The following is an 11240-nucleotide window of genomic DNA, read 5'->3' as shown; positions in this document are numbered from 1 at the left end:
CGCCCCGCCCGCCCCGCCCTGAGGCCGTCGAGGGAGCAGGAATCGTCGGGTCGCGGTGCCGGACGCGACGATTCCTGCTCCCTCGACGGGGCGGTGGGCGCGACCACACGGCCACGGTGGTCGGCGGGGCGGGCGCGGGGCGGGCCTCCAGGCCGGTCGTCTTGCGACACGCCCGGTCGTCGCGTAGTGTTGACCCCTGGTCCGCCGCGCCTGCGTGGCAGACCCGTTGTTCCAAGCCCTCCGACCGTCGCGAACGCCGCGGTCGCGCGGTGCTCACGGCCCCTTCGACAGGGTCCGCGGGCCTGGGCGGCGCGCACAACCCCCTCGCATCGTCACATCGTGACCATGCGCGTGCGTGCCAGGCAAGTGAACTTGGGTGCGGCCGATCGGTCGCACGGTACCTCAGGAGGAAACCATGGCAGCAGTGTGCCAGGTGACCGGCGCCGTTCCCGGCTTCGGTCACAACATCTCGCACTCGCACCGCCGGACGAAGCGCCGCTTCGACCCGAACGTGCAGAAGAAGACGTACTACGTGCCCTCGCTTCGTCGTAACGTCACGCTCACGCTCAGCGCGAAGGGCATCAAGGTGATCGACGCACGTGGCATCGAGTCCGTCGTCAAGGATCTCCTCGCCCGTGGGGAGAAGATCTGATGGCCAAGAAGGGTCAGGACGTTCGTCCGATCATCAAGCTCCGCTCGACGGCGGGCACCGGGTTCACCTACGTGACCAAGAAGAACCGTCGCAACAACCCGGACCGTCTCGTGCTCAAGAAGTACGACCCGGTGATCCGCAAGCACGTCGACTTCCGTGAGGAGCGCTAAAGCATGGCGAAGAAGAGCAAGATCGCGAAGAACAACCAGCGTGCCGTCATCATCGCGCGCTACGCCGAGCGTCGTCTCGAGCTGAAGAAGGCCCTCGTGGACCCGAACGGCACCGACGAGTCGCGTGAGGCCGCCCGTGTCGGTCTGCAGAAGCTCCCGCGCGACGCGTCGCCGGTCCGCTACCGCAACCGCGACGCCATCGACGGCCGCCCCCGTGGCCACCTCGGTGAGTTCGGCATCAGCCGTGTCCGCTTCCGCGACATGGCCCACCGTGGCGAGCTGCCGGGCATCACGAAGAGCTCCTGGTAAGCACCATTCCACCGAACGCCCCGTCACCCCAGTGGTGACGGGGCGTTCGTGCTTTCGGGGGACATCTTCGTCACATCGGTCACTCTGGCCCCGTTGGTCCCCCGACAACCCCGGAAATCCGGGCGAGTCGGCGAGTTTCGTCCCAGGTGGCTGGTACGTTCGACTCCGGTTCCGCCAGGGCTCGCGCCCATCGGCACCGAGGCACGGGGCACCCGCTCCGGGCGCCGGACGATCCGTCGTCCGACCGATACTGCAAGAAGTCCGAGGAGGACATCCATGGCTGACAAGTCCCTGAACCGCACCGAGCTCGTCGCTGCCGTCGCCGCTGAGTCCGGCCAGAGCCAGGCCACCGTCAACGGCGTCGTCGACGCACTCTTCTCCGTCGTCTCCGGCTCGGTCGCCGACGGCACCAAGGTCACGATCCCCGGCTGGATCGCCTTCGAGAAGACCCACCGCGCCGCTCGCACCGGCCGCAACCCGCAGACGGGTGAGGCCATCGAGATCGCCGCGAGCGACTCGGTCAAGGTCAGCGCCGGGTCGAAGCTCAAGGCCGCCGTCAAGTAAGACTGCTTCCGCGAACGAGAGGGACGGCTTCGGTCGTCCCTTTCGTCGTTCCCGGGAGCGGTGGCGTCGGCTCGCGTCGTTCCGGTGGCTGGTCGCGTCGGCCCGCGTCGTTCCCGTGGTGCTCCTCCACAGCCTGGAGGCGCGGATCGCCGCCCACAGGTCGCCCGGCCGATTCCGTGGCCGGGAGGGGCAGCGCCTAGGCTTGACGGGTGAATCGGATCGCGCGCATCGCCGGCCCCGCCGTGCTGCTGCTCGTCGGGTTCGTCTCCCTCCTCGTCGCACTCGTCATCGGGGGCGGTGCGGACGCCGCGCTCATCGCCGACCCCGGTACGCTCGTCCGCTTCGGGCTCCCGATCGCGCGCCTGGTCGTCGACCTCTCCGCCGCCGCGACCATCGGCGGCCTCGCCCTCGCGACCGTCGGGTTGTCACGGTCCGCGCCCGAATGGAACCGCGCCATCGACATCGCCGCGGGAGCCGCCGGCGTCTGGACCGTCGCCTCCGCCGTCACCACGTTCTTCACGTTCCTGAGCGTCGCGGGGTCGAAGATCACCCTCGACGAGCAGTTCGGGCAGTCGATGGGGGTGTTCCTCACCGGCACGGACCTCGGCCTCGCCTGGCTCGTCACGGTGCTGGTCGCCGCGGTCGTCACCGTGCTCTGCTTCGCCGTGCGCGGTCGTGGCATGGTCGCCCTGACCGCCGGCGTGGCGATGATCGGGCTCATCCCGCTCGCCCAGCAGGGGCACGCGGCGGGGACGGCCAGCCACGACGCCGCGGTCACCGCGCTCGGCCTGCACCTGGTCGGTGCGGCGCTCTGGATCGGCGGACTCGTGATGCTCGTCCTGCTCCGGCCGGTGCTCGACCGGGGCCGTCTCGCCGTCGTCGTCGGCCGGTACTCGAGCATCGCGCTCGGCTGCTTCGTGCTCGTCGCGGTGTCGGGGGTCGCCACGGCGCAGATCCGCGTCGGTGTGCTCGGCAACCTGTTCACCCCGTACGGCGTCCTCGTGCTGGTGAAGATCGGCGCGATCCTGGCGATCGGGGTCCTCGGTGCGGTGCAGCGCCGGCGGGCCATCCGAGCGCTCACCGTCGCTCCCGAGCGTCGGCGTCCGTTCTGGGTCCTCATCGTGGCGGAGCTCGCCGTGATGGGCGTCGCGAGCGGTTTCGCGGCGGCACTGGGGCGCACCGCCACGCCGGTCGACCAGATCGCGTTGAGCAAGACGACCGACCCGTCGCCGGCCGAGCTCCTGACGGACGACGTCCTGCCGCACGCTCCGGGCGCGTGGGGATGGCTCACCGCGTGGAACGTCGACCTGTTCTGGCTGATGGCGGCCGTGCTGCTCGCCGCGACGTACGCCGCCGGGATCGTCCGGCTGCGTCGGCAGGGCGTGCACTGGCCCGTGCGGCGGACCGTCGCCGCCGGCATCGCGATCGTCTCGCTCGTCGTCGCGACCTCGGGGTCCCTGCACACCTACGACCGTTTCCTCGTCTCGGCGAACGTGGGGGCGCACCTGCTCCTCGGGCTCGTCGTGCCCGCGCTCGTCTGGGCCGCAGCGCCGGTGCAGCTCATCCGGTCGGCGGTGCACCCCCGCGACGACGACAGCACCGGCGTCCGCGAGTGGACGGGCGTCCTGCTCGACAACGCGGCCGTCCGCTACCTCGCGCAGCCGTTCCCGGCGTTCGTGCTCCTCGCCGGCGTCTGGTGGGCGTTCTTCGTGACCGACGCCCTGCGCTGGTCGGCGAGCGACCCGACCGGCCGGACCGTGATCGACGTGGTCTTCCTCCTCGTCGGACTCCTGGCGGTGCCGACGCTGCTCACGCCGATCGCCGCGGGCGCCAGCCGTGCCTCGTCGGCAGCTGCGGCGGTGCGGATCGCGGGTGCGGTCGTCGTCGCCGCGGGGCTCGTCTCACTCGGCATCGCGCTGCGTGGGCCGCTCGGGCTGCTGCAGGCGTCGTGGTTCGGTGCGATGGGTCGGACGTGGGGCCCGGACCCGGTCGTCGACCAGGCGCACGCCGGTCTGCTGCTGATCGCCGCCGGGGCCGTCGTGCTGGCGGTCGTCGTCGTCGTCGTGCTGGTCCGGCTCCGACGTGCCGGCGTCGGTGCAGGCGTCGGTGCTGGTGCTGGTGCCGGCGTCGCCCCAGGGGAGTCGCACCCCCACACAGACATCGCACCCCCGCACACCGGGGCGCATCGTCCACACCGGGGTGCGATCCGGCACGGCGCCGCCGAGGACGACGACGAGACCGACTTCGACGACGGCAGCGACGACGGCATCGACGACGCCGTGCACGGCGCAGCAGGGACGGACGCACGATGAGCATCGAACTCAGCGCCGAGCAGCGTGCGGTCTTCGAGTACATCGAGCACACCCGCGACCACGTGTTCATCACCGGCCGTGCGGGGACTGGCAAGTCGACGCTCCTCAACCACCTGTCGTGGAACACCGAGAAGCAGGTCGTGATCTGTGCGCCCACGGGGGTCGCTGCGCTCAACGTCGGCGGCCAGACCATCCACTCGCTCTTCCGGCTGCCGATCGGGCTCATCGCCGACGCCGAACTCCGGCAGGGGCCGGACACCCGCAAGCTCCTCAACACGATCGACACCCTCGTGATCGACGAGGTGTCGATGGTGAACGCCGACCTCCTCGACGCGATGGACCGCTCGCTCCGGAAGGCCCGCGGTCGGCAGTTCGAGGCCTTCGGCGGTGTGCAGGTCGTCATGTTCGGCGACCCGTACCAGCTGCCGCCGGTACCGGGCGACGGCGACGAACGCGCCTACTTCACCGACCACTACCGCTCGATGTGGTTCTTCGACGCGAAGGTCTGGCTCGAGGCCGAGCTCAACATCATCGAGCTCGCGACCGTGCACCGGCAGCGGGACGACGCGTTCGCCGCGATGCTCACGGCAGTGCGCCACGGTCGGGTGACCGCCGACGTCGCCGGGCAGCTCAACGCCGCGGGGGCACGTCCGGCGCCGGACGACGCGATCACCCTGGCGACCCGCAACGACACCGTGGCACGCATCAACAAGGCCGCGCTCGACCGGTTGCCCGGCAAGGTGAAGACCGCACGAGCCGACGTGAACGGCGACTTCGGCGGGCGGAACTTCCCCGCCGACGAGGCGCTCGAGCTGAAGCCCGGCGCGCACGTGATGTTCCTGCGCAACGACCCCGACCAGCGCTGGGTGAACGGCACGCTCGGTATCGTGCAGACCATCCGCGACACCGTCTGGGTGGACGTCGACGGGGAGTCGTTCGAGGTGCAGCCGTCGGTGTGGGAGAAGTTCAAGTACTCCTACGACGCCGACAAGAAGGAACTCAAGAAGGACACCGTGGGGGAGTTCCAGCAGTTCCCGCTCCGCCTGGCCTGGGCGGTGACGATCCACAAGTCGCAGGGCAGCACGTACGACCGCGCGGTGGTGGACCTCGGCAACCGGGTGTTCAGCGCCGGGCAGACGTACGTCGCGCTGTCGCGGCTGACCTCGCTCGAGGGGCTGTACCTGACGCGTCCGCTCCGGCCGCAGGACATCATCGTGGACCTCGACGTTCGACGGTTCATGTCCGAGGCGCCCCGGGTCGTGGCGACCGAGCTCGAGGCGGCGCCGACGCCCGAGTCCGAGCCTGACGCCTGACGCCTGACGCGCCTGGTGCCTGACGCGCCTGGCGCCCGACGCCCGTGGGACGCCGAGATCGCATTTGAGCGCGCCGCGGCCCCGGTGCAAGCCGCGGAACTGCGATCTCGCGGTCCGATCCGGTCTTCCGGTCCGGTCCGATCCGGTTTGGTCCGGACCGGTCCGGACTTCCGTTCCCAACGCGCTCGGCGTCGAGATCGCACTTTCGCGCTTCCGCAGCCCGGCCAGGCCCGCGGAATTGCGATCTCGCGGCCCAGGAGACACTGCCCAGGGGATGCGGCCAAGGAGACACGCGCCAGGAGACACGCGCCAGGCGACGCTCGCCCGCCCGCGCGCCAACCGCCCTGGACACGACGACGCCCCGCCCGCCACGAGGGCGGACGGGGCGTCGGAGGCCGCGCGGGTCAGACCCGGCGTGCCTCGGCGCGGAGCGCGCGGATGTTCTGCTTGTCGGCACCGGCCGCGGTGAGGAGCAGGATCACACCGACGATCGCGTGGAACACGTTGTCGGTGGTGTTCAGCGCGAAGATGTTCGCCGAGGTGCCGCCGAGCACGAAGCCGTAGACGGCGAGCACGACGAGGACGGCGCCGACCAGGACGTTGCCGTTCCGGGAGCCGACCGTGGTGCCGAGGCCCACGATGAGCAGCACGGCCGACAGCATCACCCAGATGAGGGCGAGCGGCGGGTTCACACCGAACGCGTTCCAGAGCATGCCGCCCTGACGGCTGAAGAAGCCCGGGTCGCCGTCAGCGGCGAAGAAGAACCCGAGGATGCCCCACACGAAGAGGACCGCGCCCACGGTCAGCGCGAGACCACGGTTCGGGGACGCGGTGATGCTCGGTTCCTTGACTGCCACTTCGGTTTCCTCCTGATACGCGGCCGGCGCGGTGTACGTCGGTCCGGCGATGTGCGCCGGTGCGTTCACCCGCGCGAGGCCGCTCGACGACTCACTGGACGCGAAGGTCGCTGACCCGCGGTTCCCAGCCTCCGACCGGCGGTCCAACGGTATCGTGTCCGACCCCGACCGTCCGAATCGCACGCGGGTGGCCAGGCGTGCGACGAGGCCGACGACCAGCACCCCGAGGAGGACCAGTCCGGTGACCCGAACGCCCGAACGCAACGCACCGGAGTCGCGTGGACCGAGTGTCTCGCGCCGGTTGCGGTGGGGGCTGTTGGCTGCTCTGGGGTTCGTCATCGTGCCTCTCGTCTACGCGGCGGCGGTGCTGACGCCGATGGGACAGCGGGTCGAGGACGCCGCGCTCGGCGGGGTCCGGGAATCCGACCTGTTCGGGTCGGACACTGCACTCAACGTCATCTCGGTGCCGGTGATCCTGTTGCTCGTCGTCGTGATCGCCGCCGTCGCATTCGCCCGGCGCCGGCTCGCGGTGGGGCTCGGAGCGGGTGTCGTGGTGCTCGCGTCGGCGGCCACCTCGACGCTGGTCAAGCGTATCGCCGAGCGCCCGGAGATCGCTCAGTCGACGACGCCGAACTCGTTCCCGTCCGGGCACGCGACGATCGCGCTCGCGGCGCTGTTCGCGGTCCTGATGGTCACGCCTCGTCGGTTCCGTCCGGTGGTGACGCTCCTCGGCGCGGTGTACGCCGTGTTCGTGGCGAGCCAGACCGTCGTGTACGGGTGGCACCGGGTCAGCGACATCGTCGGGGCCTGCGCCATCGCATTGTTCTGGCTCGGCGTCGTCCGCGCGTTCGGACCGCTGGTCGACCGCGGGGAGCGCGGTGACCGCGACGGACGCCGGTGGCCGAGGCGGCTGGTGAGCGGGGTCCTGCTCGTCGCCACCGGCGTGACGTTCCTGGTGGGCGTCGCCGCGCTCGTGTACGGGGTCGCCGGCGGTGCGCACGACCACGCGGCGATCCTCGTGGCCGGGCGGATGGCGTCGAGTGCGAGCGTGCTGGCGGTCGTGACGATCGTCTGGTTGGCGGACGACATGCACCACGCCCCGCGCACGGACACCGAGGCGATCCCCGCGCGGTGAGCATTGCATCCGCGATGGTCACAGCCCCGTAACGCGTCCGGACAGCGGAGTCACTGGACGACTACCGTCGCCGACATCGGCGGACGAGGGACCCGCTGCGAACGGGGAGCGCATGCGGGTGCAGCACACCTCGGCGACGGGTCGCCGGGCACGACGGGCCGTCGCGGCCGGCCTCAGCGCCCTGCTGGTGGTCGGTGCCGGGCTCGTGACCACCGCGGCTCCGGCTGCCGCGGACACCATCCGGGTGCCGTTCGTCGACCGCCTCGGGTGCACACCCGAGACCGGGTACGCGGCGACCTCGACGCCGGTCTTCAGCAAGGTCGGGGGGTCGGGTCCGGTCGCCGACGGCACCACGATGCGCTTCGACTCGGCGGTGTCCGCCTACCCGGTACAGCCGGGCGTCTTCAGCGGCGTCGCCAACCCGTCGGGCTCGTTCGGGTACGGCTCCTTCGGCCAGGACGGGTACGGCGCGACGACGTACTACTCCGGGGCGAACGGCATCGGGTTCAGCTCGATCGACGCCGCGTCGCAGGGCACGCTCACCGTCACCCTGCCCTACGCGCAGCGCATGCAGTTCACGGTCGGCGGCATCAACCTGCCGTCGAACATCGACGTCAGCGGCACCTCCGCCGCGGGCACGGCGGTCCCGGCGCAGAGTGCCGCGAAGAGCACCGCTCCGGACGCCGCCCGTGTCCAGACGGTCGGGGACACCGCGCGCATCACGGGGTCGAGCCAGGCCGTCGGCGACGACACCGTCCCGCAGCGCGCCGTCGACGTCTGGTTCGACCAGCCGGTGCAGACCCTGACGTTCCGGGTCTCCGGCAGCGCCTCGACCACCCCGACGGACGGCGGGTTCCTCATCACGCCACCCATCGGCTGCCAGAGCGGCGGCGTCACCGCTGACGACGCCACCGGCACCGTCACCGACGTGGCGACGGACGACGCGGGCGACACGAGCGTGACGTACACCGTGCCGCTCAGCACGACCGTCACCAACACGTCGACCGCCGATGACATGCGCCTGCTCCCGACGGTGCGCAGCGACCTCCGTGCCCGGGTGGCCGAGCTCGGCGGCACCCTGGACGGCATCGCCCAGGCGTCGTCGAGCGATCCCGCCTGCGCGGTGCCCGCCGTCGTCCTGACGTCGAACCACCTGCTCGGGTCGACCGCCGCACTCGCGCCGCAGGCCTCGTGCACCCAGACGGCGACCGCGACGGTCACGCTGCCGCTCGACGCCGACCCGCGCACCCTCACGGCGACCTCGACCCTGGCGAGTTCCGCGAACGACACGTACTCGCGGGTGAAGGGCACGGACACCGCCACCATCACGTTCCCGGCGGTCCGGTCCGCCCTGACTGTCGACGCGAGCGGCACGACGGAGACCCTGCCGACGAAGCCGGTGGAGCGCCGGTTCACGGTCACGAGCGTCGGCCCGGACACCGCGGGGCGCTCGACGATCAGCATCGACGACCCGAACGGCTTCCCCGCGACGGACTGTCGGATCGAGGGCCTCGAGACGCAGCCCACGTGCGCGGACCTCCTGGGCGGCGACCCCGTGTCGTTGGGGGCGATGCCGGCCGGTGCGACCCGGACGGTGGTGCTCACCGGTGCGGTTCCGTCCGGCACCGCAGCGGGAACGACCTACCCGGTGACGGCAACGGTGTCGTCGCCGGTCCAGCCGGCCGGCCCGCAGAGCGCCTCCGCGACCCTGACCGTGACGGGACCGACGACACCGTCCTTCACCGCGCCCACACCGGGCTCGTCGACGACCGAGCGCCGCCCCGGGATCTTCGGAGGCGGTGCCGTGCCCGGTGGGCAGGTCACGGTCCGCCAGGGGTCGACGGTGGTCTGCACGGCCACCGGGCTGCCCAGCGGCAACTGGTCGTGCACGGCGACCGCACCGCTGCCGTACGGGGCGGTCACGCTCACCGCGACCGAGGAGTTCGGCGGCCTGACCTCCGGCGCGGGGTCCCTGACGTTCACCGTGCAGCGGCCCGCCCCGCCGGTCCCGCCGACGACGGGGCAGCCTGGAGGCCCGGCTCCCGCTCCGGGGACCGGCGGCGGATCCGGCGGGGCCGGTCCCGGCCCCGGTGGCGGTTCCGGCGGATCGGCCGGCGGCGGGTCGTCGCCGGGCACGCCGCGACCGAGCACGCCGCGCCCGAGCACCCCCGGGTCCGCGGAGCCGACGCCACCGACGTCGGATCCCACCGCTCCGAGCGACGCCGGGTCCAGCGCCGGCGGTTCGGGCGACGGCAGCGGCGACGACGGTGACGGCACCGGCGACGGCAGCGGTGGCGGTGGGGGCAGCGGCGCCGGTGACGGTGCGACGAACAACGGCCCGCTCACCATGGACTTCCGCTTCGGGACCCAGCGCATCATGCCCGGGACGGCAGCGGACATGCGCGGCACGCTCGGCCCGAACGCCTCCGGTGCGACCGTCGCGATCACCTTCCAAGCGCGGATGTCGACGGGGATGGTCTACCGGGACGTCGCCGTCGAGGTGGACGACCAGTCCCTCGACTGCACCGTCGCGACGACCTCGTTCTCGTGCCTGATCCCCCTCGACCCCGGGCAGCAGGCCGACGTCGACGTCCGCGTGTACGCCGACCCGGTGAACGCGCCCGACACGGCGGTGCAGCAGATCTCGCTCGCCTCGACCACGGCGTCCCAGAGCAACGCGATGACGGTGACGACCGCGGTCGCGAAGGGCGAGACCGAGGCCTCCCAGCTCGCCGACCAGATCACGACCTTCAGCGTGACGGAGTTCCCCGGCGCGATGGTGCCGCTCCTCGCGATGCTGCTCTTCGCGCTCGCCGCGACCGTCGTCGGCCGCCGCGGCGGGGACGGCCCCGCCGGTCCGGCGACCACCTCGCCGACCGGTGCCGGTCCGCCGGGGGCGAGCCGCGCCTCCAGTCCGACCGGCGGCGACCGCCGTACCGACCTGAACGACCCGACCACCGAACCACCCTCCGGGAGCAACCGATGACGCAGACGACCGAGGCACCCGCCGAGAAGCGCACCCGCCGGAACCCGGCACCGATCATCCTGCTCGTGGCGGTGGTGCTGCTGGCGGTGTACTACGTCGTGATCGGGCTCTCCGGAGCCCTGAAGACCACGACCGCGGTGCCCGTCAGCGGGTCGAACAGCCAGTCCGGCAACTACATGACCCTCCGGATGAGCGTGCAGGACGTCGACCTGTCGAACCGTGTGATGCAGGCGAACGTGCTGCCGATCCCGCACGGCACGTTCGAGGGCGAGAAGGCCGGCGAGATCTCGAAGCCGCTCCGGATCGAGGTGTCGAGCGGTGGCGTGACCACGAGCGTCGTCACGTTCCCGGGGCAGTCGGTGGTGGACGCGACCTCGCTGACGCTGACCCTCGACCGCGGCGACACGTCGTACCCGTTCGACCAGCCGTTCACGAACTTCCAGCTCAGCGTGCAGAACGACGACTCCGGCGACGCGGTGCCGTTCGAGGTGGACATGTCGAACTCGGCGCGGCCGTGGGTGATGCAGGCGGAGCGGAGCGCGGGTGAGCAGCAGGACGCCCGCACCCTCGTGCCGATGCAGATCGACGGACACCGCGACACGCTGAGCGTCGTGATCGTGTCGTTCTACATCCTCGCGATCCTGTTCACGACCCTGATGGCCGTGGTGACCATCGGTAGCGCGATCCTCCGACGCAAGCTCGAGTTCGCGAACGTCATCTGGCTGAGCGCGACGTTGCTGTCGTTCCCGGCGCTGCGGTCGGCGATGCCGGGAGCCCCGCCGATCGGCACGACGCTCGACTTCGTGTTCCTGTTCCCGTGCCTGGCGCTCGTGGCGATCATGTTCGTGTGGACCGGGGCGTACCTGCTGTGGCGGGAATCGAAGGTGCTGCGCGGGCGGACGCTCGAGGACGACGCGGTGTAGCACCTGCGGCACCTGCGGC

10 protein-coding genes are annotated in these 11240 nt (G+C 71.5%); 9 read left to right on the top strand and 1 reads right to left on the bottom strand.

Annotation, left to right across the window (positions count from 1 at the left end; genetic code table 11):
- Nucleotides 1-415: 415 nt before the first annotated feature.
- From rpmB to BIU96_RS14085, 6 genes are all read left to right on the top strand, one after another.
- Complete coding sequence (gene rpmB, locus BIU96_RS14110) at nt 416-652, top strand: 50S ribosomal protein L28 (RefSeq protein ID WP_027464952.1); 237 nt, start codon at nt 416-418, stop codon at nt 650-652.
- Nucleotides 652-822 carry a 50S ribosomal protein L33 gene (rpmG, locus tag BIU96_RS14105; RefSeq protein WP_022908193.1) on the top strand — a complete coding sequence of 57 codons (171 nt, stop codon included), beginning with the start codon at nt 652-654 and terminating at the stop codon, nt 820-822. The genes rpmB and rpmG overlap by 1 nt, the downstream gene beginning before the upstream one ends.
- Before the next feature lie 3 nt (nt 823-825).
- Nucleotides 826-1131: a 30S ribosomal protein S14 gene (rpsN, locus tag BIU96_RS14100; protein ID WP_071293225.1), complete on the top strand. Its 306-nt coding sequence runs from the start codon at nt 826-828 to the stop codon at nt 1129-1131.
- Nucleotides 1132-1407: 276 nt separating this feature from the next.
- On the top strand, nt 1408-1695 hold the full coding sequence (locus tag BIU96_RS14095) for an HU family DNA-binding protein (protein ID WP_022908191.1): 288 nt from the start codon (nt 1408-1410) through the stop codon (nt 1693-1695).
- 209 nt (nt 1696-1904) lie between these two features.
- Entirely contained in the window at nt 1905-4007 is a 2103-nt protein-coding gene (locus BIU96_RS14090; RefSeq protein WP_071293224.1) for a cytochrome c oxidase assembly protein, read from the top strand.
- Entirely contained in the window at nt 4004-5320 is a 1317-nt protein-coding gene (locus BIU96_RS14085) for an ATP-dependent RecD-like DNA helicase (protein WP_071293223.1), read from the top strand. The genes BIU96_RS14090 and BIU96_RS14085 overlap by 4 nt, the downstream gene beginning before the upstream one ends.
- A gap of 404 nt (nt 5321-5724) precedes the next feature.
- On the opposite strand, the gene BIU96_RS19915 is transcribed toward BIU96_RS14085, so the two are convergent.
- Nucleotides 5725-6177: a DUF4383 domain-containing protein gene (locus BIU96_RS19915; RefSeq protein WP_175477562.1), complete on the bottom strand. Its 453-nt coding sequence runs from the start codon at nt 6175-6177 to the stop codon at nt 5725-5727.
- Nucleotides 6178-6517: 340 nt separating this feature from the next.
- Here BIU96_RS19915 and BIU96_RS14075 point away from each other — a divergent pair, with 340 nt between their 5' ends.
- The 3 genes from BIU96_RS14075 (at nt 6518) to BIU96_RS14065 (ending at nt 11221) form a co-directional block, all read left to right on the top strand.
- The gene (locus BIU96_RS14075; RefSeq protein ID WP_175477561.1) at nt 6518-7312 is read left to right on the top strand and encodes a phosphatase PAP2 family protein; all 795 of its coding nucleotides are present in this window, start codon (nt 6518-6520) and stop codon (nt 7310-7312) included.
- A gap of 112 nt (nt 7313-7424) precedes the next feature.
- Nucleotides 7425-10298, top strand: coding sequence for a hypothetical protein (locus BIU96_RS14070; RefSeq protein WP_071293221.1), 2874 nt, complete (start codon nt 7425-7427; stop codon nt 10296-10298).
- Nucleotides 10295-11221 (top strand): DUF4436 family protein, encoded by a 927-nt coding sequence (locus BIU96_RS14065; protein WP_071293220.1) that lies wholly within the window; start codon nt 10295-10297, stop codon nt 11219-11221. Before BIU96_RS14070 ends, BIU96_RS14065 begins: the two co-directional genes overlap by 4 nt.
- Nucleotides 11222-11240: the final 19 nt, after the last annotated feature.

The organism is Curtobacterium sp. MCBA15_008, assembly GCF_001865065.1.
Lineage (GTDB): Bacteria > Actinomycetota > Actinomycetes > Actinomycetales > Microbacteriaceae > Curtobacterium.
This window is presented reverse-complemented; position numbering and strand designations above follow the sequence as displayed.

Excerpts from the sequence above, each read along its gene's own strand:
- rpmB (WP_027464952.1), top strand. The coding sequence starts at position 416 with ATGGCAGCAGTGTGCCAGGTGACCGGCGCCGTTCCCGGCTTCGGTCAC.
- rpmG (WP_022908193.1), top strand. The coding sequence starts at position 652 with ATGGCCAAGAAGGGTCAGGACGTTCGTCCGATCATCAAGCTCCGCTCG.
- rpsN (WP_071293225.1), top strand. The coding sequence starts at position 826 with ATGGCGAAGAAGAGCAAGATCGCGAAGAACAACCAGCGTGCCGTCATC.
- BIU96_RS14095 (WP_022908191.1), top strand. The coding sequence starts at position 1,408 with ATGGCTGACAAGTCCCTGAACCGCACCGAGCTCGTCGCTGCCGTCGCC.
- BIU96_RS14085 (WP_071293223.1), top strand. The coding sequence starts at position 4,004 with ATGAGCATCGAACTCAGCGCCGAGCAGCGTGCGGTCTTCGAGTACATC.
- BIU96_RS14070 (WP_071293221.1), top strand. The coding sequence starts at position 7,425 with ATGCGGGTGCAGCACACCTCGGCGACGGGTCGCCGGGCACGACGGGCC.
- BIU96_RS14065 (WP_071293220.1), top strand. The coding sequence starts at position 10,295 with ATGACGCAGACGACCGAGGCACCCGCCGAGAAGCGCACCCGCCGGAAC.